Source organism: Pedobacter steynii, from assembly GCF_900103665.1.
Taxonomy (GTDB): Bacteria; Bacteroidota; Bacteroidia; order Sphingobacteriales; family Sphingobacteriaceae; genus Pedobacter; species Pedobacter steynii.
Map to the genome: position 1 here is coordinate 17,003 of NZ_FNGY01000020.1, position 24,770 is coordinate 41,772.

Below are 24,770 nucleotides of genomic sequence, written 5' to 3' on the forward strand. Positions count from 1 at the left end.
ATCATTTAATGATCGTTCCATCAGGAATAACGGCGCCCTTTTTCACGACAACAATGCCATCCTTTACCGTATAAAGTGCATGATCGCTATCAGGAAGGTGTGCCCCGCCAATGATCTGAACGTCATTTCCAATCCTGCAGTTTTTATCTAAAATGGCATTGGTGATGATACACCTGTCGCCGATGCCGATCCATGGCTTTTTGTTTTGCAGGTCGATCTCCATCTCTTCCAGTATCTGATATTTATCACTGCCCATAATATAGCAGCTATCAACCGCTGTCTCTTTTCCAATTCGTGCACGAATACCGATAACGGAATGTTTAATACTTTCCGCATGTAAAATACAACCTTCTGCAATGATTGCCTTATCAAGCGTAGTTCCCAGAATCTTAGAAGGTGGCAACATGCGCGGACGCGTAAAAATGCTGTGATGACTGTCAAAAAGGTTGAATTTAGGCAGGTCATCGGTCAATCCAAGATTGGCTTCAAAGAAAGAAGATATGTTTCCTATATCCGTCCAATACCCCTCATACTGAAAGCTCAGTACATCATAAGTATTTAACATTCTTGGGATAATTTCCTTTCCGAAATCTTTCTCATCTGCATTTTCGGCAAATATTTTAATCAGTAAGTCCCTGTTAAAAATATAAATCCCCATCGATGCAAGGTGCTCACGGCCTTCCGCACGCATCTCTTCTCCGGTATCAGAAGTCCAGTCGGCCAAAAGCGACGCAGCAGGTTTTTCGATAAATGAAGTGATGATGTTCTGTTCATTGGATTTAAGGATTCCAAATTCCGGTGCCTCTTTCTCCGTTACCGGTATAGTTGCCAGTGTAATCTGCACGCCGCTTTCAATGTGCGCATTCACCATCTTGTTGAAATCCATCTGGTACAGCTGATCTCCCGATAAAATGAGGACATACTCAAATTCATGGTTTAACAAATGATGCATGGTCTGCCTTACCGCATCTGCAGTCCCCTGAAACCAGGTTGGATTGTCAGGCGTTTGCTCCGCAGCAAGAATATCTACAAAAGCAGCACTGAAATGGCTAAAATGATAGGTGTTCTTAATGTGCTTATTCAGCGAGGCTGAATTAAATTGCGTAAGAACGAACATGCGGTGTATGCCTGAGTTTAAGCAGTTTGAAATCGGAATATCAACCAGCCGGTACTTGCCGGCTATAGGAACCGCTGGTTTAGAGCGCGTTTGTGTAAGTGGGGACAACCTCGATCCCTGGCCACCACCAAGGATGACCGCCAATACTTTATCAGTCATAGCTATTCAGTTTATTATATTTGGTACAAGTCAATGTATTGTTGTGCCGCTCTATCCCAGGAGTGGTCTAATTGCATCATATATTTACGGATTTCCTTCAGGTGCTTTTCATCATGGTAAAGCTCATATGCCCTTCCTATCGCATGACCAACATCCCAAACACTGGTCTGATCATGACAAATTCCGAAACCACCATCCCCGATATCAACCACCGTATCCTTTAATCCTCCTACCCTCCGCACAATCGGAACAGTCCCATAACGCAGTGCGTACATCTGGTTTAAGCCACATGGTTCCACCCTACTTGGCATCAGCAGAAAATCTGCCCCTGCATAAATCTGATGGGACAGCTGCTCATTATAACCAATATAAGCATTATAGTTCCCCGGAAAAGCTTCCTTCAACTGCATGAGTCTCCCTTCTACCTGAGGGTCACCAGAACCTAAAACTAACACATTTATCCCTCCGTTAGCCTGTAACAAAGCATTATAAAATATATCCGGTAAGAGGTCGGCTCCCTTTTCTCCGACTAATCGTCCTATGAAAGTGAAGAGTGGCTTCAGAGGATCTAAGTTAAAAACACGACATAAGGCTTCTTTGTTTGCCTTCTTTCCATTTTCTACGGTACGAATCGCATATTTTTTTTCCAGCATCGGATCATTTTGCGGATCCCATACTTCATTGTCTATTCCGTTCAGAATGCCCACAGACTTGGCACGCTCCTGTGCAAGTAAATCTTCTAAACCATTTGCTTTAAAGCTGATCTCTTCTAGGTAACTTGGTGATACGGTAGTCACCCTCCAGGCACATTTTATTGCCGAAGCCAATGGGTTGATGGAACCCTTCCAGTCTAACTGACCCGATTTCCATAAATCAAAGGGAGGAACATAATGAAGCTTATCCCAACCAAACTGCCCCTGATATTGTGCATTGTGTATGGTTAAGATAGAAGGTACTGTACTCAATTTTTTAAACTGATGACAATAAGCCATCATAAAAGGGACCAAACCAGTATGGTGATCGTGACAATGAATCACATCAGGGCGGTGTTCCCATTGTGTAATCCAGTCGAGCACCGCAATCTGATAGGCAAGAAAACGCTCAGTATCGTCGTCGTAACCGTAAACATTTGGCCGGTCCAGCAGTCCGGAGATGTGGACAAGGTACAGGTCGAAACCTAGCTTGTTCGTTTTTTCTCTGAAGATGCGCACAGGGAAATTGTGGAAACCTAATTTTCCCCATCCGTCATAAACCACCTCAAACTCGTTTTCCTGCATGAATTTGGTCTGGTAAGCAGGCATCACCACTTTTGCGACATGGCCAAGCTTGTTCTGGTATTTTGGCAATGCGCCAACAACATCTCCCAGTCCACCTACTTTCGCAATAGGATAACATTCCGCACTTAGGTGTATAATCTCCATAGTTTTATTTAGGGGGTTAAAAAGTATCTTAAATTAGGAATTATTTCTTAAAAAAGATATGCTATTCAAAGACTGAAATCTTTTGCAGCGAAGAGCTGCAAAATTTTCTAGGTCTTTTCACAGCACAATCTTTTTTAAGGAATAAATATTACCCGGAATTAAGAGGGGGAAGGGGGAAGAGCATGATGCAGAACAGGGGTTTTATTGCAGGAGCAGGTCATTCTTATAGGTATTTAGAAGAGTTTGTTATTGCAGGAGTACAACTTATTTTTTTATTGCAGGCGATAAGGACGAGGTCGTTGTTATAGGTGTTTAGAAGGGTTTGTTATTGCAGGTGTACAACCTGTTTTTTTATTGCAGGCGATAAGGACGAGATCGTTGTTATAGGTGTTTAGAAGGGTTCGTTATTGCAAATACGCAGAAAAGCATTCCGCTGCGAGGATACCTGACCAGAATTATTAAAACAAACCTATCCCGCAAAGGTCATTTTTTGGCAGAAAACGACGTAAAGTTGTCATTGCAGACGGAGTAGAGCAGCCGTACCTTTGTGACGTAATATAAAGATCAATGGAGAAGCGATTAGTTGTTATTGTTGCCATGCCTGATGCTCTGACACTTGACATTATAGGTCCCGCGGATGTATTTACGGGGGCAAATCATTTTTATCCTTCGGAAATACTCAAAAAAATAGAGGTAGAATACGAGGTGCTTACGGTATCGGCTACAGAAGATCTTGATGTCAGTACCAGAAGTGGCATTGTGATCAGGACCAAAAACAGCGTTTATCAGATCGACAAGCAGATTGATACGTTGTTAATCGCCGGTTTCCCCAGTCATAGGGAATGGAAAAGCTTTCCAAAACTCGTGGAATGGGTAAAGTTGAAGGCGCCGGGGATCAGGAGAATAGGTTCAGTATGTATTGGTGCGTTTGTTTTAGCAGAAGCTGGTCTGTTAAAAAGCAGAAGGGCAACGACACATTGGATGAACTGCCATGAATTAAATAGTTCATATGAGGATATCCGCGTAAATCCTGATCCGATTTTTGTTAAGGATGACAATGTGTATACTTCAGCCGGAGCCTCTGCAGGAATTGACCTTGCGCTGGCAATGGTAGAAGAGGATCATGGTCCGGAGTTAGCTTTAACTATTGCCCGGTATCTGGTCCTGTACCTCCGCAGACCAGGCAACCAATCTCAGTTCAGTAACCTGCTTAGTCAGCAACTCTCGAGTAAAAAACCAATCCGGGAACTGCAGTTATGGATCGCCAAACACCTGCAGGAAAATCTGAACATAGAAAACCTATCCAACCGTCTGGCGATGAGCCCAAGGAATTTCGCCAGGGTATTTCATTTAGAAACGGGCTGTACTCCGGCCCGATACATCGAAAAACTACGTGTAGAATCAGGACGGAGATTCCTGGAAGAAACCAGGTTCTCCCTTGATGAGGTCGCTGAAAAATGTGGTTTCGGCAGTGCGGATACCATGAGAAAAGCATTTCTGCGTCACCTGGATACCAGTCCCTCCTATTACCGAAATCTGTTTGGTTCTTCTTAAAACCTAATCACAAAGGGCTTTAAACAACTTAAACGATGGTTTTCAACCATTGCATGACTACTGTATTGTCTAATATTTCACATATCAATCCAATTCAAAAACATGAAATCAGTTAATTTCCTCATCACGGTAACTTCAATTATCTTCAGCACATTGACCAGTCAGGCACAACAACCCGCAACTCAGTTGCTTGAACTGAAAAAAGAAAACAAGAAAATCAATATTGCCTTTCTAATCTACGATCAGGTAGAAGCAATGGACCTAAATGGTCCTATAGATGTCTTTACAAAAGCAAATGTAATGGATCCGGGTTACCACCTATATACCGTCTCCGCATCCAGCAAAAAGTTGGTCCCTTCAGAAGGAGGCACCGTAATGATGCAGTCGACTTACTCTTTTGAAAACGCGCCTCAGGCAGACATCCTGATCATTCCGGGTGCTGCACCGGAAGTAATCATTAACATAGCGAACAATCAACCTGAACTTTTTAAATGGATCAACAAACAAAATGAAAAGACAAAACTAACCATGTCTGTCTGCACCGGATCTTTACTATTATCGAAAGCCGGGATTCTGGACGGAAAGAAAGCCACCACCCATTACCTTGCACTGGATCTGCTCAAACAAAACCCTAAAATAGAAATCGTCGAAAAGGTTCGTTTCATCGAAGATGGAAAATTGCTAACCACAGCAGGAATCACCTCTGGATTAGATGGCGCCCTTCATATCGTAGAACTGATCAACGGAAAAGAAATAGCCGATCAAATTGGAAAAATCATGATCTACAACAGGAATGGCGACCTGTCTTTCATGGAGTAATTATCAAAAAAAAGAAGCATTCTAAGAAAAGGCATCGGAAGATTTGCGCTCCTTCAGCGCAAAAGATTCCAGCCTTTGATTAGTAATGCTTCTTTTTTTAAAGTAATATTTCTAAAAGGGATACTGCTAAAAAGCAATAACTCTAAAAATCAACAGAGATAAACAACAACAAATCTAATCCGCAACAGCCCTGAACATCAGCGCCGCTACAGTCAAATTCGTCCTGCTATCGATTAAAATCGCAGCACCATTCGCTTTATTGTCCGTATAAAGATCAAAAGCCAGCTCATCAGCGGTCTTAATCACTACCCTGCCAATGTCATTAAGTTTAAAATCAACCGCACTTTGTTTTTCCAAAGTATTGATATCAACTTTATAAACAATCTCATTAATCTTTGCCTTCGTAACCTTACTGTTGTGTTGCAAAAGGTAAGTAATACTTTCATCCAATGGACGCGTATCCATCCAGCAAACATCTGCTTCGATCAGTTTCGAGTTCTGAGGCAAATGATCTGCATTTACCAATACATCACCCCTGCTGATGTCTACATTGTCTTTCAAATGAAGTGTAACCGATTGTCCGGCATGAACCTCTTCCGGACGCTGGTCAAAGATTTCAATTCTTTCGATCACAGAACTGCTTCCAGATGGCAATACCGTTACCTTATCATTTACTTTAAAGGAACCGCTCAGCACCCTTCCTGCATAACCTCTGTAATCATGAAGCTCATCAGTTTGTGGCCTTACCACCCACTGAACAGGCATTCTGGCCAGGTTATAGCTTTGCTGATCTTCTACATCTACCGTTTCCAGGAAGTGTAATAAACTACGTCCCTGATACCATTCCATATGTTTGGATTCATGAACGATATTGTCTCCTTTTAGCGCACTAACCGGAATAAAGGTCACTTCTTTCAGCTTAAGTTCAGCGGCAAGTGTTTTATACTTTTCAGTGATCGCAGTGAATACCGTTTCACTGTAATCTACCATATCCATTTTGTTTAAGGCTACCACGACATGTTCAATACCCAATAAAGAAACAAGATAGGAATGTCTGATGGTTTGCTCAACAACTCCATTTCTGGCATCAATTAAGATGATGGCCAGTTTTGCAGTAGAAGCACCGGTAACCATATTTCTGGTATATTGAATATGACCTGGGGTATCTGCAATGATAAACTTACGTTTGTCCGTTTGGAAATATTTGTAAGCCACATCAATGGTAATCCCTTGTTCTCTTTCTGCTCTTAAACCATCCGTTAAAATGGCCAGGTCAATTGTCCCGTCGTCATTCTTACGATTGGATTGCTGTAAGGCTTCCAGCTGATCGGCTAAAATAGAATCTGTATCGTAAAGCAGTCTTCCAATAAGCGTGCTCTTTCCGTCGTCCACACTTCCTGCGGTAAAAAATTTCAATAAATTCATTAAAAATACCCTCCTTTTTTGCGGTCTTCCATAGCAGCTTCGGATACTTTATCGTCCATGCGGGCTCCACGTTCACTAATTTTTGATGCACTGATCTCGGCAATGATATCTCCTATTTCGTCTGCTTCAGATTCTACTGCTGCAGTACAGCTCATGTCTCCTACTGTACGGAAACGAACTTTCTTATTTTCGACAATGTCCTCTTCATCCATATTCAGGAATGGCGAAGCCGCCATGAGTTGTCCGTTTCTGGTGATACAATCCCTGTAATGCGCAAAATAGATGGAAGGAAGCTCAATATTCTCTCTTTTCACATAGTTCCAGACATCCAGTTCCGTCCAGTTGCTGATTGGGAATACCCTTACGTTTTCTCCTTTATGGATCTTGCCGTTATAGATGTTCCAAAGCTCCGGGCGCTGACGCTTAGGGTCCCATTGCCCAAATTCATCCCTTACCGAGAAGATTCTTTCTTTCGCTCTTGCTTTTTCTTCGTCTCTTCTTGCACCACCAATACAGGCATCAAAGCCATGTTTGGCAATGGTATCGAGTAAAGTTACCGTCTGCAATGCATTTCTGCTGGCATTTTTCCCGGTTTGCTCCACTACTTTCCCCTGGTCAATAGATTCCTGAACATGACCAACAATCAGTTTCTCTCCCAATCGTTCTACCATTTTATCGCGGTAAGCGATGGTCTCTTCAAAGTTATGTCCGGTATCAATATGTACTAATGGAAAAGGAAACTTTCCCGGACGGAATGCTTTTTCAGCAAGCCTCACCAGGGTGATGGAATCTTTACCTCCGGAGAATAACAATGCTGGCTTTTCAAATTGCCCCGCTACTTCACGTAAGATGTGAATCGCCTCGGCCTCCAGTTCGTCTAAATAATCTAAATTATACTTACTCATTTTCGTTTAATTACTAAGTGGCATGTAAACCACATTCTTTCTTTGATTGATCTTCCCACCACCAGCGTCCGGCTCTGAAATCTTCGCCTTCCCGTACCGCTCTGGTACAAGGGGCGCATCCTATGCTCGGAAACCCTTTATCGTGCAGGGTGTTGTATACGATATTGTGTTTTTTGATGTAGGCTTTTATTTCTTCCAGCGACCAGAAGAAAACGGGATGGAACTTTAACAACTCATTTTGTGCATCCCATTCTATATTGGCCATATCATGTCTGTTTAAAGACTGCTCGGAACGGATTCCGGTAACCCAGCAATCATTACCATTAAGTGCCCGCTTTAATGGCTCCAATTTACGGATATGACAACACTCTTTTCTATTTTCCACACTTTCATAAAAGCTGCTTGGTCCCTTGGCATTGACCATTTCCTGCAAGGCTTCTGCTTTTGGATAGTAGGCCAGGATCGGCTTTTTATAATTCTCCAGCGTACGGTTCCACACGTAATAAGTTTCGGGAAAGAGCCTTCCTGTTTCCAGGGTGAACACTTCGATTGGAATATCATTGGAAAAGATCATATGTGTGATCACCTGATCTTCCCATCCGAAACTGGTAGAGAAAACAATTTTTCCAGGGTAAGTGATGGCAAAATACCTCAGCGCTTCCACAGGATCTTTATCTTTTATTTGTGCTGCTATTTCTGCTAAATCTACTTTCATGACTATACTAGTTTAAGGATAAAATTGACGATGCTGCGAAGGCTGACCAATACCACCAGCACCCCCACCGACACCATGATCGTCTTCACGGAAATCTTATTGGAAACCCTTGCCGCAATCGGCGATGCCAAAGCACTTCCGATCACCAAACCTCCAACCGCTTCCCAATGCGCACCGTTTAACATCGTGATAAAGGTGAGCGAGCTCATCAGGGCAATGAAAAAACGGGTGATCTTTACCGTTCCCAAAGAGAACCTCGGGTTCCTGCCTCCGGCAATTAAGCTCGACAAAACGATGGATCCCCATCCGCCACCACCAACAGCGTCAATAAACCCACCAAATAATCCCAATAATGAGATCTTTTTAATTTTACCTTTCGGGTCTTTATGTTTCCGGTTGACCTTAAACGCTTTAGAAAGGATGACTCCACCCAGGATCAGCGTGTATAAGGAAACCAGGGGTTTCGTATAATGGGCATAATGCTCCAATGACGACAGCAAATAAGCGCCTACTACTGCTCCTACGATTCCGGGAATCAATAAAATACGGAACAGCTTCCAGTTCACATTTCCAAAACGGTAATGCATCCATCCGGCGATTCCGTTGCTTAATATCTCTGATAAATGGACCCCCATACTTGCCGATGCAGGTGGAACACCCATGGCAAGGGAGAAAGAAGTAGAGGTCACCCCGTACGACATTCCAATGGCACCATCAATCATTGCAAAGATAAATCCACCAATCAGGAACCAATAAAACATCGGGTTCAGCTGCGATATATAAGCCTGAAATTCCGGCTCTTTATGCCAGAAAGCAGTGATGACAATCCCAAAAGAAAAGACAATCGAAGTCCAGATCAACCATTTGAAGTTTTTCTTTACTTTATCTTCGCTTTTCTCTTTTACCAGAATGGCGGTCACCTCGTTCAGCTTTTTAACTTTCGCACTGAAGTTCCCGTTCAGTGTATTTCTCAGTGCCTGCATTTGCTGCAGCGTATCGTTCAGTTCTTCCGGCAAATTATCATTCAGCACCTCTTTTAACCGCTTGGCTATCGTTGGCGATTTCCCATTGGTAGAGATCGCAATTTTAAGGTCCCCTTTTTTTACGATAGAGCCCAGGTAAAAATTGCAAAGCTCAGGCTTATCTGCAAAGTTAACCAACAGGTTGCGCTGGTCTGCTTCCGTTCTGATTTGCTGGTTGAGCGCATCGTTATTTGTCGCGGCAACCACCAGGTCTGCATCATCCAGATCTGCAGGGCTAAATGCCCTTTGGATCAGTTTAACCTTTTCATAACCTCTAGCCAGCTCTTCCAATTCGGGTAAAATATCCAATGCAATCACCGTGACGCTGGCCTCCGGACTATTCGTTAATATGGCCGACAATTTCTCCAGTCCCACCGGTCCTGCACCAATCAGCAACGTATGTATCGTATTCAACTTGATGAAGACAGGAAATAATTGGTTGCCTTCCATATCGCTTATTGCCCGGCTTTAAGTGTGTTGAAAAATTCCCTGATCGGCTGGAAAGACGGATGTAGGGATACTACTTCTCCAAAAATCAGCAATGCAGGGGCTTCAATTCCTTTTTCTTCCACCACTTCTACAATGGTATCCACAATGCCGATGGCCAGTTTCTCATTTTCAGTAGAACCACTTTGAATCGCGGCCACGGGAAGCTCACCCTTTCCTTCGTTTTGGAAAAGTTTAACGATTTCCTTCAGCTTACCCAGACCCATCAGTACCACTACTGTTGCTTTAGATCTCGCTGCTTCATAAAGGTCATTGGAAATCTTTCCTGAGGTTGTGGTCCCCGTTACCACCCAAAAGCTTTCACTTAGCCCTCTGTGTGTTACCGGAATTTGTTGTAAGCCGGGTACAGAAATCGAGCTCGATAAACCTGGAATAACGGTTACGGGAATGCTGTAGCCTGCGGCGAAATCCAGCTCTTCATATCCCCTGCCAAATACAAAAGGATCGCCTCCTTTTAAACGCACCACATGCCCGTAATTGATGGCATAATCCACCATCAGTTTATTGATGGCATCCTGGGCGAAAGAATGTTCTCCGGAGCGTTTACCTACATAAACCTTAATTGCTTCCGGGCTTGCATAGTCCAATATCCCTTCATCTACTAAAGCATCGTACAGTACGACATCGGCTGATTTCAAGGCGTTTGCTCCTCTCATTGTGATCAATTCAGGATCACCAGGTCCGGCACCTACCAGGGTAATCCTGGGTTCTTTATGATTTATATTCTGAGTGGTCATTAGATTTTCTCCTCTCTTTTTGCGGTAATCTGTTTATAAAAATTCTCCACTTCATTTAAATAAGCCGTAGCAAATTCTTCTGAAGGCTCGTTCTTGTTGATCTGCAGGACAAGTTCATTAAAAGTACTTTCCAGTTTAACCTCGCCTGTTTCTACATAATTTGTATCAAACTCACGGATGACACCAATCTGTGTGCTGCTGCTAACCCCTTTATCCAGTAACAAAGCCTTAGCGCTGTTTACAAAGACGGCATAGGTATGGTAAATCGCATCAGACCATGCGCCGGCTGCATAAGAGGCCCTCGCCCAATCCAGCTTTTCACCTGCTTCCAGCAACAAGGTCGCTACAAGATCAATCACCACTCCGGCACATTCCCCTACTCCGATCGCGGTATTAAAGATTTCCTCATGTCCCCAGTCTACATATTCTTCATCTTTCAGGTTCGTCAGGTCTGCCAGTGGTTTTAACAACTGGTAGAAATAATCCTTCCCTTGTCTGTCGTAATAATGGTGGAAGCTTTCGGCAGCCTCTCCATTATTGGCGTAATCATTCAGTATAGTCCTCAGCACCGATGTTGCACGTTTTGAAGGTGCTTTAATCACCCGCTCCGCTACTCTTCCGATTCCATCACCTACGGTACCGCCACCAAGCATTACCTGTACTGCAGGCACCACTTTTCCGTTGGCTTTTACCGAGCTGCCATGAAATCCGATATGTGCCAGACCATGCTGACCACAGGAGTTCATACATCCGCTGATTTTAATCTTGATTTCTTTATCGTAAATCAGTTCAGGAAATTCTTCATAGATCACTTCTTCCAATGCCACCGATAACGACATGCTATTGGAGATCCCAAGGTTACAGGTATCTGTTCCCGGGCAGGTCGTCACATCACCGATGCTGTCAAATCCCGGGGTTGCAAAATCCAATGCTTTCAGTTCTAAATATAGAGAAGGTAAAGCAGCTTCTCTAACAAATTTCAATAATAAACCCTGGTTTTGAGTGATGCGGATTTCATCGGCAACGTAAGGGGAAATTCCTTCCACCAGTTTACGGGCACGGTCCGTCTTGATGTCTCCCACCGGAACTTTAACGTATACGCCATAGAAGCCTTTTTGCTTTTGCTCCACTACGTTCGTTGCGCGCCAGTGTTGGTAATCCAGGGTATCGATCACGTCCAAATGAGGATATTCCAGCAAAGCGGGAGGCTCCGGCAAAGGAACCGCATCTCTGTCTATCGGATAGGATTTAGATTTATTGGCAATTCTTTCTTCCTCAATTAAACGCAATAGCTCTTCCAGACCCAGTTTCTGAACCAAATATTTAAGACGTGCTTTATTGCGGTTGGTACGTTCTCCATAGCGGTCAAACACCCTCAATACAGATTCTGCATAAGGAATGATCTGATCTTCAGGAAGGAAATCATGTACAAAGCTGGCCAGAAAAGGTTGTGCTCCCAGTCCGCCACCCAACATCACTTTAAAACCGCGTTCTCCTTTTTCGTTTATTTTAGGAATAAAACCAAGATCGTGAATATAGCTGTATGCCGTATCTTTTTCATCAGAAGAGAAAGAGAACTTAATCTTTCTGCCCATCTCCTGACAAATTGGATTCCTCAGAAAGTAAGTAAAGAAAGCATGAGCATAAGGGGAAACATCGAACAACTCGTTCGGGTTAATTCCCGAATCCGGTGAAGAGGTTACATTCCTTACCGTATTTCCGCAAGCTTCGCGGATCGTGACATCGTCGCGTTCCAGCTCCTGCCATAGTTGAGGAGTTCTGTCCAGACTCACATAGTGAATCTGAATGTCCTGTCTGGTAGTTAAGTGTAAATTTCCACTTCCATACTCATCAGAAACATCAGCAATGCGTAAGAGTTGTTTAAAAGTTACTTTTCCAAAAGGCAGTTTAATGCGCACCATTTGCACACCCGGCTGTCTTTGTCCGTAAACACCGCGGGCTAAACGCAGGCTTCTAAATTTCTCCTCATGGATTTTCCCTTCGCGGAAGTCCCTGATCTTTTTCTCCAGATCAATGATATCCTTTTCTACGACAGGATTTTCTAACTCTGTTCTAAAACTTTGCATAGTACGTTTGGTCTTATTTAAAAAAAGCTCCTTCTGTCTGGGAGACTGAAGAAGCTTTTAAATATTTTTATTTCTCTACAGCCAAAATCATTACCTACACATGCAGTGGGTAAACATTAGATTTCCGTTGTAAATTGTTTGGTTCATACAGCAAATATATAAAGTATATAGGTTTAGTCGTACATGGCATTTGTAAAAAATATGCAATAAACTGTATTACAGCGAGTTAATTTACATCCAACGCAAACAAAAAGCCTTCATTTTTCCTTATTAAGCCTTGACTGGCACGAACTTAGTCTAAAGCTGAGCGCCAGAGCAATGTCAAATTGACTGTGCTGTGTATGAAATCAATGATGATGCAGTACTTTTATTTAGTTTTAAATTTCTATGAAGAGAAAAATCAATCTTTTACCCTTTGCAATTATCACTGCATTCGTCTTTTTACTAAACTGGTATGTGCTCTCCGGAATCCAGACCCTAACCATTAGCAGCTGGCTCAGTCCAGTTTTCTGGGGCTTTATCATTTTCATTACCGTTTCACTCGCCTACTCCATTCAGAGGATGCGCGATAATGGAATGGACATATTCTTTAAAATCACCACCCATACCTTCCTGGTTCTGCTGGCCAGTGAACTTGTTTTCATCATTGTCTTATTCCTTGGCGACGGCTACCGTCTGATTACCGGAGGGGCAAGAAATGTCTACTGGGTAGAGTTCGGCCTGTTGCTCTTCGGGATTACCGTACTCATTTTTCTGTATGGCATCATCAAAGGAAAATATGCGTATCGGGTGATTAAACATACTTTATATTTCGAGGACCTGCCGGAAAGTTTTGATGGCTTCCGCATTACCCAGATCTCAGATGTACATGCAGGCAGCTTTAAGAATGCCAAAGCTGTGCAAAGAGGAATTGATCTGATCAAAGCACAAAACTCAGATTTGTTTGTATTTACCGGAGACCTGGTGAATAATAAAGCGGATGAAATTCTGCCATGGATGGGACATTTTTCACAGGTAAAAGCGCCTTATGGCCAGTTTTCTATCCTTGGGAATCACGATTATGGTGACTATGTAAAATGGGAAAGCGAAGCGGTTAAACAAGCCAATCTGCAGGATTTAAAAAGACACCATGGAGAAATGGGTTACCGCCTGTTGTTAGATGAACACGTGGAACTCGAAAAGAACGGACAAAAGCTCATCCTTGCAGGTGTTGAAAACTGGGGAATTGGATTTGGCGAACGTGGAGACCTAAAAAAAGCCCTTCAAGATGTGGACCCCCAAAGCTTTAAAGTATTGCTTTCTCACGATCCCACACACTGGGATACGGAAGTTAAAAAATGGCCTTCAAAAATTCACCTTACTTTATCGGGCCATACCCATGGAATGCAATTCGGAATGGAAGCATTTGGGATAAAATGGAGTCCTGTTAAGTACAGATATGCGCATTGGGCAGGTATTACGTCTGAAAATGGCAGATTCCTGAACATCAACAGAGGCTTCGGCTTTCTGGGCTTCTCCGGAAGGGTCGGCATCTGGCCTGAGATTACAGTCATTGAATTAAAGAAGAGTTAGGTAAAAAAAGAGTTCGCTCATTAAATGCCCGCAATAAGCAAAGCCAAAAATCAGACTGCTTATTGGGGCAATAAACTCCGGGCCGCTCTTCTACGAATAAGCTTCAGCCCTTTCCAGCAATGATTCCTTAACATATAAACTGGCTAACTTTTCAACTGCATAGTCGATTTCTTCTTCTGTATTGTAACGGCTGAAGGAAAAACGGAGGGTTGGTCTGCTGAAATCATAACCCAGGGCAGCAAGCACATGCGACCCGGCTCCGGAATGACTGTTACAGGCACTGCCTCCTGAAGCGGAGATCTGATGCTGATCCAGGTAATGAAGCGGACTGATCCCACTTTTCAGATCCGGAAGAGAAACACTCAACACACTATTCAATGTCCCATGATGCTGCGCTGAATTCCCATTGAAGGAAATTCCCTGAATTTTATCAGTCAGCTTAAAAATCATTCTTTCCTTCAGTTTAACTAAATGTTTCTGGTTGGCCGACTGGTTTCGGTAGGCGATTTCCAATGCTTTTGCCAATCCCACAATTCCGGTTACATTTTCTGTACCTGCCCGTTGCTTATATTCCTGAGCACCACCATTGATCAATGGCTGTAATTTAAGCGCAGTATTCCGGTAAAGAAATCCCACCCCTTTTGGTCCGTGAAATTTATGTGCAGATCCAACCAGAAAATCAACATTTAAAGATTGCGTATCGTACCGGTACTGGCCCATAGACTGAACAGTATCTGAGTGAAAAACAGCCCGGTACTTTCTACAGACTGCAGCAATAGATTCGATATCATTCAGATTTCCAATCTCATTATTTCCATGCATTACCGAAACAAAGGCTTGCTCACTGGCAGCAAGGAGTTGCTCCAGATGAGATAAGGAGATGTTCCCTCTTTCATCGTGCTTCAAATAGACAATCCGGATTTCGCCATTCTTTTCCAATGCCTTTAAGGTATGAAGTACCGCATGATGTTCAAAAGGGGTAGTGATCGCCAGGCGGATCTTATGAGCACGGATGCCCGAAATGATGGCTGTATTGTCTGCCTCGGAACCTCCGGAAGTAAAAACGATATGGCCTGGTGTCGCATTTAACAGATCTGCAATGATCCCCCTGGATTGCTCAATGGCTACTCTCGCTTCCCTCCCATGGAAATGAGAAGAAGAAGGATTACCGAAGTTTTCAAATAAATAAGGCTCCATGGCCAAAAATACTTCTCTGTTTAATGGTGTTGTTGCAGCGTTGTCTAGATAAATTCTCATGTTAATGGGTTTAATAGATTAATAAAAATCTACTTAATCAGCTTCGAGAAATAAGGCAATGGATGAGTCAAAGAGAAACCACAAGCATGGGTTTCAAACAACTTATCTCTTCCGCAATTTTGCGGACAGGAATTAGCACCTTATTATTCAACAGGTTGCTAAGACATCACAGGGCCTTTCCCTCAGTCTTTCTGGATAAGTAAATAAATGTAAGAACAATTACTGTCAGCAAAGATATGATAAAGACTACTAATTTCATAGACTTTATTAAAAAAAATTAAAAATCGAAGAATTTCAGTCACACAATTGCTACTTCTACCTAACATTTAACTTTTTTTTCCTTAAAGTCAGGATTCATTTACATATTTTTGCGGGATATTCGAAAAGAATAGTTTTATAAAGCCTGAATGGAAGAAAACAAATTGAGAGAAGACGTGCGCCCGGTAACCGGCGACAACAGTATTTTAAAAAGAATATTCCAGGATAGAAAGAGAACTAATATTTTAAGTGGTGTGGAGCAAAGCACCATTTCCTATCTCGTGAAACGGGTTCCTTCCTTTATTACTTCAGATATGCTCACCTTTATCGGTACCGCAGGTTCTGTATTGGTACTGTTAGGATTTATCCTTGCCACCTATGTCAGCAGAGAATACCTGTTGCTTGGCGTATTAGGCCTGGCCATTAACTGGTTTGGTGATTCATTGGATGGCAGGATTGCTTATTATAGAAATATCCCCCGCAAATGGTATGGCTTTTCACTAGACATCATCATGGACTGGGTCAGCACCGTACTCATTGGTTTAGGCTACCTTGTTTATGCGAGAAATGAATATGAGCTCATTGCCTTCGTTTTTGTAGTTCTTTATGGCTGGGCGATGATCATTTCGCAACTCCGTTATAAGATCACCGACATTTACAGCATTGATGCAGGCCTGGTTGGCCCTACCGAAATCAGGATCATCCTCGCCCTGATCATCATTCTGGAAGTCCTGTTCGGACATTTAATAGAATATTTTGCAGCAGCCATCTGTGTTACCTTATTTATTATTAATTTCATAGATACCCGGAAGTTATTAAAGCTTGGTGACATCAGGGATAAAGCCGAACGGGAAGCAAAGAAAAACGCCATTTAATGAGTTTCATGAAATCTGTATATGTTTTTGCCAAGGCACAGGTTTCGGCTTTTTCCGGTGGAATGCTGGATTATGGGACCATGATTCTCTGTACCGAGCTATTGCACATCCATTATACCATTTCCATCGCCATTGGCGGCATTATCGGAGCTGTTGCGAACTTCTCGATCAACCGTTACTGGACTTTTAATGCCGGTCAGGCCCATAGATCTCCCGTTGGCGGTCAACTGGCAAAATTCATCTTTGTCGTGGCAGGAAGTATTGCACTAAAATCTTCAGGTACCTGGCTTTTTACCAACTGGCTCCATATCGATTATAAGATCACCAGAATCATGGTAGACATCATCGTTTCTTTGAGTTTCAACTATGTTTTACAGAAGTATTGGGTATTTAAAAAAACGGCTCCGGAATTAAAAACACCACAAAAGGAGGAGATAAAGGCCTAATCTGAGCTATCCGACAAGAGCAACAGAAAACAAATCAGTAAATAGTACCATTTTATGAAGAATTAATACCGCTTATAAATCAGGGGTAAGCAGTATCTTTGTATATGAAAAATGACATCCCTGTTTACGACATCAGTACTTTTGAGGAATACAAAAATGCCGGTATCCTTGTCAGCAGATTTGGGCATTATTCTAAACAGTATTTACACTTACATTCCGCACACCGCCACTCTTTTTACCATTTGGTTTATTTTACCAGTGGCAGTGGTACACAAACTATAGATTTTCAGAATTACCCGGTAATGCCTGGTTTGATTTACTTTATGACCCCGGGACAGGTGCACAGCTGGTCTTTTAACACAGAGGTAGAAGGTTATATCATCAATTTTTCTGAGGATTATTTCAAATCCTTTTTATACAACCCCCTATATCTGGAGAACTTCAGCTTCTTTGACGAACATTCCGGAGATGCGGTATTGGTATTGCCCAATGAAGCAAGAGAGAAAGTTGCGGCCCTCTTTGAAGAGATTCTTAACGAAGGAAAAGAAGCACGTGCCTTTGATGCTGACCTGGTCAGGATCTTAATGTTAAACATCTTTATCCAGGTATCCAGAGGCCTGAGCCTGAAACAGCAGTCCCAAACCAATTCTTATAACCAAACCCTGTTGAAGAGCTTTAAAAAATTAATCGAAACCAATTTTATTGAATTGAGGTTTCCTAAACAATATGCGGAGTTATTATACATTACCCCAAATCATTTAAATGCATTATGCAATGACCTTTTGGGCGTTCCTGCAGGGCAACTGATCCGCGACAGGGTAATTTTAGAAGCCAAGCGATTGTTGATCAATATGGAACTTTCCATCGCGGAAATCTCGGAGAAACTCGCTTTTAGTGACCACTCCTATTTCATTAAATTCTTTAAAAAACAGGTGGGAGCAACACCAGATAAATTCAGAAAACAAGACAATTAAAACACACAGATATGAGCAGCACAGATCAATTAAATCATACACCACACGTTTCTCAATGGTATGGCATTACACATTCCAAATGCCCAAGATGCAGAGAAGGTAAAGTTTTCACCGGCGCTACTTATGGCTTCAAAGTGCAGAAAATGAACGAACGTTGTCCGCATTGCGATTTGAAGTTTGAGCGTGAACCCGGATACTTTTATGTAGCGATGTTTGTGAGCTATGCCATGAATGTTGCGCAAATGATTTCCATGAGCGTTGCTGCTTATGTTTTAGGCCTACCCTTGACTTATGAGAACCTATGGTATTATGTAGGCATCCTTCTGGTAGGTGTATTTTTATTCTCCCCTTTCAATTACCGCTATTCCAGAATGGTGCTATTATATTGGTTATCTCCGGGATTACATTATGATCCCTCAAAAGTAAAAAAGCAACCCCTAACGGTTCAATAATTCAACAATCCCCCGGTAAAAAGGGTTGACGGGAAATACCTGTCACCCCTTTTTACTGATCAATAGGTTCTGCTGCTGTTCGCCAGGCATAAGGATCATTTCTTAAGGAACCATCATTTCCTGCGGACGAAGACCGAGCACCTTGTAAAAGGTATTGCTAAAGGTAGAAACGCTGTCATATCCAACCTTCATCGCCACACTCTTTACATTCTCTCCTGAAACAGAAAGTAACTCTACCGCTTTTATAATTTTATACAATTTGATATATCCGGCCACGGTAATTCCAATATCCTGCTTAAAAAGCCGTTCCATGGTTCGCGCAGAAAGGTTAAACCGCGCTGCTACCCCGGGTATTTTCAGTTCATTCGCCATGTCCCCTCCTGTTTCCACACATTCCGTCAGGTAATCGATCATGCGGGCAATCCGCGGATCCCGGGGGACAGGGAGTACCAAAGGCAGGGCAGCATTAAAAGTCAGCGGTAAAATCCCGATCAGTGCTTTAAGAAAATCCAGCTCCAGCGCGTCTTCTTCTTCCAAACGGGACCATTGTTCTGTAAAAAGGATCATCTCCCGCAATACTTTAGAAGTATGAAAGATATTCAGTTCCTGAAAAAAGGGATCATTGGCCGTTTTACTCAAGAAGATACAACGGAGATAAACCTGCTTTACGGGACTGGATGTCCGGTGTACCAAACCGGGAGGAATCCAGGCACAATGATGTGTAGGGAGTAAATAAGTCCTTTCCGCAGTATGCAGGTATTGCACCCCTTTTTCGACAAAGATCAGCTGCCCCATATGATGTGCATGCCATTCGTCAGAAAACTTCCAATCGGCCTCATGCCATACATAAGCCTCTTTTTGTACCGCATCAACGGTTAAATGACAAAACCTCGCTCTATCCATTTGTCGTATATTAACATGTTATTGGCAAATATAGACATTTAAAGACAGCCCGGTTTCCAGACCTTTGTGCTTATAAATCTTAAATCAATAATCACATGGATTCTGTAAACTCAATGCGCATCAAAACAGGTATTTTAATATTTCTATCGTTGTTTAGCTGTTCATTATTAAAAGCACAAAGTAAAATGACCGATCATAATTCAGAAATAAAGGTCCTCGTTCTCTTCAATACAGAAAGCGGCGGCACCTATAAAATGGCGAAGGAGATTGCTGCCGGCGTAGAAAAGTTATCCGGCGCAAAGGCAACCCTGAAACAGGTGCCGAGAATTAAACCATTGGAAAATGAGGCCAGGCAAGCCTTTGGCAATATTCCATATGCAAACATCAATGAATTAGCGGAATACGATGGGATCGCCTTCGGCTCTGCGGTTCATTTTGGAAATATGTCTGCAGACATGCGTTATTTCCTGGATCAATCGGTTGGCCTTTGGACTGCCCATAAGCTGGAAGGAAAACCGGCTACAGTATTTATGTCTGCAGGAAGTGGCGCGGGCAGAGAAGGCGCAATATTGTCTTTCTGGAATACCCTTGCGGTACATGGAATGACGATCGTATCTCCCGGAATCATGGGTGCTTCAGAAATCGACAGATCTATTCCTCAGGGAAACACCGTATTTGGTGCTTCTTCCCTTTCCGGTGCTACCGGCGACAGGCCTTCAAAAGGAGAATTGCACATCGCAGCATTGCAGGGATATGCCCTGGCTAAAGCAGCAAAAGGATATCAGTTGACAAAAACGGAGACAAGTCCTGCGACTGTTCCATTAACACCCTCATCCCAAAAGGTTAGCCGTATCGAGGCCCGGTTAAAAGAATTAAACATTGTACTTCCCGCTGCCCCTGCTCCTGTTGGGAATTATACCCCTTTCCGGATTTCAGGTAAACAGGTATTTATCAATCAGATTGCTTTAAAAGCGGGCAAGGTAGAACACCCGGGAATCATCGGTACTGAGGTAACCGAAGAACAGGCTAAGCTCGCCACCCGTCAGACTTTATTAAACGTTCTTGCAGTCTTAAAACAAGCCGCGGGCGGAGATCTGGACCGGGTGAAACAGGCGGTACAGTTAACAGGTTTCTTTTATACCCCTGCCGGTTATACCAAACATGCCGTACTGATGAACGAAGCTTCTAATCTTCTCGTAGAAATTCTTGGCGGGAGCGGAATGCATACCAGAGCTACTGTTGGTGCGTCCTCCCTGCCAATGAATTCTTCAGTGGAGATCCAGGCTATTTTTGAGCTGGAATAACCGTTGTCCCCAACAACCTTCTGTGGTAATTGATTTGACCTGTATGGTAGGCCAGATGAGCCAGTAAATGACACAACATAAAATCGATCGTCTGGCCTTCATGCACGTCTTTAATCACTTTAGGGTAAGGTGCAGCAACATCTTCAATGCGCTTAATGCTTTCTATAACTTCATCTTTGAGTGCATAAAGTTCTTTTAGCAACTCCGCATAACTGAACCTTTTGGAGTTAAACTCCGCATCTCTGTCGCGCTGATAAGGAAAACCAGCAAGCGGCTCCGTCACAAAGGTTTTTAAATTCCCAATCAGGTGCTGGGCAAGATGCCCTGCAGAATTACTGATCATTGGCGCAACCAGCCAGATTTCCTCCGGATCGGTATAAGCTTCCATTTCGGTGATCAACCTTTGTAAATCTCTGTCGTAAATATGGATATAATCGTTCTGAGTCATGTTTTTTATGCTTACTCAAAATTGGTTAAAAAAAGAGGATTTGTAAAGCACAATACCCTAAATAAAACAATCCAGAGGCATTCTTAATTACAACACCTCCGATCTTATTCGTTAAAATAATACTGCATTTCCTGATTGATCTCTTTCCTCATATCTGCCAGACGGATCGCATATTTCTGAAGAGCTTTCTCTTCTTCTGTTTCAGGAACCCATTCCGGAACAGGTACCGTTTTCCCGGCATCGTCTACCGCAGCAAAGACAATGACACAATGGGTTGCTTTGACCTCTGCTTTTGTCTTAGGATTGATGGTCATGATGTCCACACCAATATGCATGCTTGTTCTTCCCGTATAGATAATTCTGGCCTGGACCTCGACAATGTCGCCGATATGAATCGGATTCACAAAACGGATCCCTCCAACATATACGGTCACGCAATACTGACTGCTATATTTCACCGCGCAGGTATAAGCGGTCTGGTCAATCCATTTCATCACCGCCCCACCATGGACCTTACCGCCAAAATTTACATCTCCAGGTTCGCTCAGGAAGCGAAAAGTAATCATGTTCTTCTGCATAACGCATAAATAAAGGTTGAACTTAATAAGTTAAATTTCCCTTATTTATTGCTTTTATCCTAGACAAAAACACATTCTTTTGTTAAACGAAGCTCATAATTGCCCAGAGTGAGGCACCGGAAATGGCAATCCATAAGATCAACCCCTGTAAGAATGGTTTTACACCGACTACACGGATCACTTTAAAAGACAGTCCGCTACCGATCAGGAACAAGGTCAGCGTTAATCCGGATTTGGCAATCATTACCATATAAGGGGCAATCAATTTCACAAAAGGCAGAAAAGTATTGGCCAGCATGGCGAGGATAAACAAACCGATAAAATAAGGAAGCTGAACTTTGCGCTGGTTGCTGTTGAAAAGAAAGGCCGTTCCCAGCGCAACCGGAATAATCCATAAGGCACGGGCAAGTTTTACTGTTGTAGCAATCTGTAAGGCCTGCTCTCCATACTTACTGGCCGCGCCCACTACAGAGCTCGTATCATGGATCGCTATGGCGCACCACATGCCAAACTGGCTTTGTGATAGCCCCAATAAATGACCTATTGCCGGAAAAAGGAATAAGGCTACCGAATTCAGGATAAAGACAATCCCCAGGGAAACAGAAATCTCTTTTTCTCCTGCATTCATGACCGGCGACAATGCCGCGATGGCACTTCCTCCGCAAATGGCTGTTCCGGAGGAAATCAGAAAAGAGGTCTTACGTTCTATTTTGAAAACTTTCCCAAGAATGAAACCCAGCATCAGCACCCCCAAAATCGAGGCAACCGTGAATAAAAAACCTTCCCCGCCAGCCTTCATTGCCGAAAACACATTCATTCCAAACCCCAGTCCTACCACAGAGACTTTCAATAGCAAATTGGTTGCTTTTTGATTTAAATGAAGGTAAGGGTGTTTCATCAGTTGCGCCAGGATCAAGCCCATCAGCAAGGCCAGTGGTGGCGACATAAAAGGCATCAGGCAAAGCAATGCGGCTAATAAAAAAACGACTTTTCGGGTATTCAGGCTCAGTTCCATAATCTCTTTCATTTGTTGGAACAAAGGTGCGGATCATGGCCCTGCGGGTCAAATTGCTAATATTAATCCCCCATTACTTCAGGTTATGGAACAAACGGGCATGGCGCAGGAATACTTCCGACAAACCATCCAGTATTCCCTGAAGATGAATGAAATAGAAGTAACGCTCAATGCTCAATCCCGCGATATCTATAATGTGCAGACTTCCGTTTTGCAATTCTTTACTCAGCGCATGGATTGAAATAAAAGCCAGACAGGAAGAGTTCATCAAATAAGATTTAATGCTTTCTGTGCTTCCCAGCTGAATTTCCATTTTCAGATCAGACATTTTCAAACCTACTGCTTTGAGGGCATGGTCTATCACCTCCCGTGTTCCGGAGCCCTGCTCCCGCATCACAAAAGCATGTGATTTTAGCGCTTCCGGGTCCAGCAGCCCTTTCCTGGCAAGGGGATGATCTTTGCTGCAAACCAATACAATCTCATCCTTGATAAATTCGGTATAACTGATCTCCTGATTTTTAGATTTCCCTTCTACAATCCCCAGATCAATCTCTTTGTCGAGTAAAGCTTTTTCGATTTGTTCTGTATTTCCATTGATGAGGTTAAGGCGGATGTCTTCAAACTTCTTCTTAAATCCTGCCAGTAAAGGAGCAACGATGTAATGTGCAATGGTTGTACTCGCACCCAGACTCAGCGATCCTTCCTTTTTATGAACCAGGGAATTCATGTCAAAATCAATGTTCCTGTAAATGGCAAAAAGTGTTTCCGTATGACTGAGCAATAACTCGCCCGCGGAAGTCAGCTGAATGGTATTTCCTTTTCGCTCGAATAACTTATTATTATACTGCTGCTCCAGTTCGTGGATATGCTTGGTTACCGCTGGTTGGGTAATAAACAGCGTGGCTGCTGCCTTGGTGAAGCTGAGTCGCTTGGCTACCGTATAAAACACTTCTAATCGAAAATCTGCCATCTTTCTTTTTGAAATTCCCTGAGCGGAAAATTCAAACTTAACAAAATCCTTTAAGGAATTCCTTTTTACATGAATTAAGGCCAGTCCAAAGACCGGCCTTAATTTATCTTAGCACTAAGCTTTTGGCCAGTCGTTGGTATGCTCAGCGTTTCCTAGTTTCAATTTCCTTGCAGAAATCACAAAACTTAACGTCATAGGTGTTTTGTCATTCACAGCGATTCCTTCATTGTACTGGATGATGTAACCATCCTCAAATGAAAGTTCTTTCATCTTTGCATCTTCTTCACCTTTTTTGAAGATAATATTTCCTGATAATGCTTTGTATTGGTTGTTCACCATTGATTCAATGATTGAAGTATCCTCAGTAGATTCCACTTCAATGTGAATAGTTCCACCGTAAACACCTGAAGACGGGCGACCTTTTGCGTCCACATCTCTGTTTAATGAAAAACTGCATTGCAGCACATCGAATTCTTTCGATCCTAAAGTCAATCTGGTTTTAAAAGCCATGATAGTATTATTTTAATTTGTCAATAATGTTTGAATTGATTCTCCCCTGGGGGTGTTTAAGCTTTCGGCCAGTCGTTGGTATGCTCAGCATTGCCAAGCTTCAATTTACGGGCAGAAATCTGGAATTTCAAGGTCATCGGGTTATCGCCAACGATATTGATTCCTTCGGAATACTTCACAATGTATCCATCTTCAAAATGAAGCTCTTTCATTTTAGCATCTTCTTCTGTTTTCTTGATCAGAAGCGTACCTGTTAAAGGTTTGTATTGATTGTTTACCATGGACTCCACGATGGAAGTGTCTTCGGTCGATTCAATCTCTATATTGATTGTTCCGCCATACACTCCGGAAGAAGGTCTTCCTTTTGCATCTACATCACGGTTGAGGGAATAAGAACAATGAAGTACATCGTACTCCTTGCCCGAAAAGTTTAATCTTGCTTTGAAAGCCATAACTTTATTTTTGGGGTGAAATATTTTTATTTACTATTCACAATAATAACAAAAAATCTGCCAATATCACAATGAGCCGGGGTATTTACATAAAAAAGCAGGACCAATAATTGGTCCTGCGCATTTTTTACTGAACTGAAAAAGCTTATGCTTTTGGCCAGTCGTTGATATGTTCTGCATTACCGATCTTCAGTTTACGCGCCGATATTACAAAACTCAATGTCATTGGTGTATTGTCGTTAACGGCAATACCCTCATTGTACTGGATGATGTAGCTGTCTTCGAAAG

Annotated in this window: 25 protein-coding genes and 1 riboswitch; of the genes, 8 read left to right on the forward strand and 17 right to left on the reverse strand. The window is 42.7% G+C overall.

All coding sequences use genetic code 11. The annotated features are described in order from the left end of the window. Position 1: 1 nt before the first annotated feature. Together BLQ87_RS32400 and BLQ87_RS32405 are read right to left on the reverse strand one after the other, a co-directional pair. Entirely contained in the window at positions 2 to 1,276 is a 1,275-nt protein-coding gene (locus BLQ87_RS32400) for a glucose-1-phosphate adenylyltransferase (RefSeq protein WP_074613055.1), read from the reverse strand. Positions 1,277 to 1,290: 14 nt separating this feature from the next. Next, positions 1,291 to 2,697: a glycogen synthase gene (locus tag BLQ87_RS32405; protein WP_074613056.1), complete on the reverse strand. Its 1,407-nt coding sequence runs from the start codon at positions 2,695 to 2,697 to the stop codon at positions 1,291 to 1,293. Positions 2,698 to 3,264: 567 nt separating this feature from the next. Between BLQ87_RS32405 and BLQ87_RS32410 the strand changes: the two genes are divergently transcribed. Together BLQ87_RS32410 and BLQ87_RS32415 are read left to right on the forward strand one after the other, a co-directional pair. Continuing rightward, positions 3,265 to 4,251: a GlxA family transcriptional regulator gene (locus tag BLQ87_RS32410; protein WP_074613057.1), complete on the forward strand. Its 987-nt coding sequence runs from the start codon at positions 3,265 to 3,267 to the stop codon at positions 4,249 to 4,251. A gap of 102 nt (positions 4,252 to 4,353) precedes the next feature. Then, on the forward strand, positions 4,354 to 5,070 hold the full coding sequence (locus BLQ87_RS32415) for a DJ-1/PfpI family protein (RefSeq protein ID WP_083362178.1): 717 nt from the start codon (positions 4,354 to 4,356) through the stop codon (positions 5,068 to 5,070). Positions 5,071 to 5,244: 174 nt separating this feature from the next. Here BLQ87_RS32415 and BLQ87_RS32420 read toward each other — a convergent pair whose 3' ends face one another. The 6 genes from BLQ87_RS32420 to BLQ87_RS32445 are packed head-to-tail and all read right to left on the reverse strand — an operon-like array spanning position 5,245 to position 12,468. Continuing rightward, positions 5,245 to 6,495 carry a sulfate adenylyltransferase subunit 1 gene (locus BLQ87_RS32420; RefSeq protein ID WP_074613058.1) on the reverse strand — a complete coding sequence of 417 codons (1,251 nt, stop codon included), beginning with the start codon at positions 6,493 to 6,495 and terminating at the stop codon, positions 5,245 to 5,247. Beyond that, complete coding sequence (gene cysD, locus BLQ87_RS32425) at positions 6,495 to 7,400, reverse strand: sulfate adenylyltransferase subunit CysD (protein WP_074613059.1); 906 nt, start codon at positions 7,398 to 7,400, stop codon at positions 6,495 to 6,497. The genes BLQ87_RS32420 and cysD overlap by 1 nt, the downstream gene beginning before the upstream one ends. 13 nt (positions 7,401 to 7,413) lie before the next feature. Then, positions 7,414 to 8,115, reverse strand: coding sequence for a phosphoadenylyl-sulfate reductase (locus BLQ87_RS32430; RefSeq protein ID WP_074613060.1), 702 nt, complete (start codon positions 8,113 to 8,115; stop codon positions 7,414 to 7,416). A 2-nt stretch (positions 8,116 to 8,117) separates the two neighbouring features. After that, positions 8,118 to 9,587, reverse strand: coding sequence for a TSUP family transporter (locus BLQ87_RS32435; RefSeq protein ID WP_074613061.1), 1,470 nt, complete (start codon positions 9,585 to 9,587; stop codon positions 8,118 to 8,120). 5 nt (positions 9,588 to 9,592) lie between these two features. Then, a complete protein-coding gene (cobA, locus tag BLQ87_RS32440; protein ID WP_074613062.1) occupies positions 9,593 to 10,381 on the reverse strand; it encodes a uroporphyrinogen-III C-methyltransferase in 789 nt (262 codons plus the stop codon). Continuing rightward, the gene (locus BLQ87_RS32445) at positions 10,381 to 12,468 is read right to left on the reverse strand and encodes a HEPN domain-containing protein (protein WP_074613063.1); all 2,088 of its coding nucleotides are present in this window, start codon (positions 12,466 to 12,468) and stop codon (positions 10,381 to 10,383) included. Before BLQ87_RS32445 ends, cobA begins: the two co-directional genes overlap by 1 nt. A 387-nt stretch (positions 12,469 to 12,855) precedes the next feature. On the opposite strand from BLQ87_RS32445, the gene BLQ87_RS32450 reads away from it, so the two are divergent. Continuing rightward, positions 12,856 to 14,040, forward strand: coding sequence for a metallophosphoesterase (locus BLQ87_RS32450; RefSeq protein WP_074613064.1), 1,185 nt, complete (start codon positions 12,856 to 12,858; stop codon positions 14,038 to 14,040). A 90-nt stretch (positions 14,041 to 14,130) separates the two neighbouring features. On the opposite strand, the gene BLQ87_RS32455 is transcribed toward BLQ87_RS32450, so the two are convergent. Continuing rightward, positions 14,131 to 15,297 (reverse strand): cysteine desulfurase family protein, encoded by a 1,167-nt coding sequence (locus BLQ87_RS32455; RefSeq protein WP_074613065.1) that lies wholly within the window; start codon positions 15,295 to 15,297, stop codon positions 14,131 to 14,133. A 99-nt stretch (positions 15,298 to 15,396) separates the two neighbouring features. Next, a riboswitch (SAM riboswitch) is annotated at positions 15,397 to 15,499 on the reverse strand. A gap of 205 nt (positions 15,500 to 15,704) precedes the next feature. Between BLQ87_RS32455 and BLQ87_RS32460 the strand changes: the two genes are divergently transcribed. The 4 genes from BLQ87_RS32460 to BLQ87_RS32475 all read left to right on the forward strand — a co-directional run bounded on the left by BLQ87_RS32460 (position 15,705) and on the right by BLQ87_RS32475 (position 18,302). Beyond that, entirely contained in the window at positions 15,705 to 16,430 is a 726-nt protein-coding gene (locus tag BLQ87_RS32460) for a CDP-alcohol phosphatidyltransferase family protein (RefSeq protein WP_074613066.1), read from the forward strand. Next, on the forward strand, positions 16,430 to 16,876 hold the full coding sequence (locus tag BLQ87_RS32465; protein ID WP_074613067.1) for a GtrA family protein: 447 nt from the start codon (positions 16,430 to 16,432) through the stop codon (positions 16,874 to 16,876). The genes BLQ87_RS32460 and BLQ87_RS32465 overlap by 1 nt, the downstream gene beginning before the upstream one ends. 104 nt (positions 16,877 to 16,980) lie before the next feature. Further along, positions 16,981 to 17,850: an AraC family transcriptional regulator gene (locus BLQ87_RS32470; protein ID WP_074613068.1), complete on the forward strand. Its 870-nt coding sequence runs from the start codon at positions 16,981 to 16,983 to the stop codon at positions 17,848 to 17,850. Between the two features lie 11 nt (positions 17,851 to 17,861). Continuing rightward, positions 17,862 to 18,302, forward strand: coding sequence for a DUF983 domain-containing protein (locus BLQ87_RS32475; protein WP_216857802.1), 441 nt, complete (start codon positions 17,862 to 17,864; stop codon positions 18,300 to 18,302). A gap of 102 nt (positions 18,303 to 18,404) precedes the next feature. Here the strand turns inward: BLQ87_RS32475 and BLQ87_RS32480 are convergent, their stop codons facing one another. Continuing rightward, complete coding sequence (locus BLQ87_RS32480; RefSeq protein ID WP_074613069.1) at positions 18,405 to 19,205, reverse strand: helix-turn-helix transcriptional regulator; 801 nt, start codon at positions 19,203 to 19,205, stop codon at positions 18,405 to 18,407. Positions 19,206 to 19,390: 185 nt separating this feature from the next. Between BLQ87_RS32480 and wrbA the strand changes: the two genes are divergently transcribed. Beyond that, on the forward strand, positions 19,391 to 20,509 hold the full coding sequence (gene wrbA / locus BLQ87_RS32485; protein ID WP_245723975.1) for an NAD(P)H:quinone oxidoreductase: 1,119 nt from the start codon (positions 19,391 to 19,393) through the stop codon (positions 20,507 to 20,509). Here the strand turns inward: wrbA and BLQ87_RS32490 are convergent. From BLQ87_RS32490 to tssD (BLQ87_RS34190), 7 genes are all read right to left on the reverse strand, one after another. Continuing rightward, positions 20,490 to 20,957 (reverse strand): DinB family protein, encoded by a 468-nt coding sequence (locus tag BLQ87_RS32490; protein WP_074613070.1) that lies wholly within the window; start codon positions 20,955 to 20,957, stop codon positions 20,490 to 20,492. The two genes, wrbA and BLQ87_RS32490, sit on opposite strands and share 20 nt — an antisense overlap. A 104-nt stretch (positions 20,958 to 21,061) precedes the next feature. Next, on the reverse strand, positions 21,062 to 21,535 hold the full coding sequence (locus tag BLQ87_RS32495) for an acyl-CoA thioesterase (protein ID WP_074613071.1): 474 nt from the start codon (positions 21,533 to 21,535) through the stop codon (positions 21,062 to 21,064). 82 nt (positions 21,536 to 21,617) lie between these two features. After that, positions 21,618 to 22,562: a YeiH family protein gene (locus BLQ87_RS32500; RefSeq protein ID WP_074613072.1), complete on the reverse strand. Its 945-nt coding sequence runs from the start codon at positions 22,560 to 22,562 to the stop codon at positions 21,618 to 21,620. A gap of 61 nt (positions 22,563 to 22,623) precedes the next feature. Continuing rightward, positions 22,624 to 23,520, reverse strand: coding sequence for a LysR family transcriptional regulator (locus tag BLQ87_RS32505; RefSeq protein WP_074613073.1), 897 nt, complete (start codon positions 23,518 to 23,520; stop codon positions 22,624 to 22,626). 114 nt (positions 23,521 to 23,634) lie between these two features. Continuing rightward, positions 23,635 to 24,030: a type VI secretion system tube protein TssD gene (gene tssD, locus BLQ87_RS32510; RefSeq protein WP_083362179.1), complete on the reverse strand. Its 396-nt coding sequence runs from the start codon at positions 24,028 to 24,030 to the stop codon at positions 23,635 to 23,637. Between the two features lie 56 nt (positions 24,031 to 24,086). Further along, positions 24,087 to 24,482, reverse strand: coding sequence for a type VI secretion system tube protein TssD (tssD, locus tag BLQ87_RS32515; RefSeq protein ID WP_073230876.1), 396 nt, complete (start codon positions 24,480 to 24,482; stop codon positions 24,087 to 24,089). 145 nt (positions 24,483 to 24,627) lie between these two features. Next, positions 24,628 to 24,770: type VI secretion system tube protein TssD (tssD, locus tag BLQ87_RS34190; RefSeq protein ID WP_317048264.1), on the reverse strand; the 143-nt coding region annotated here is incomplete at its 5' end.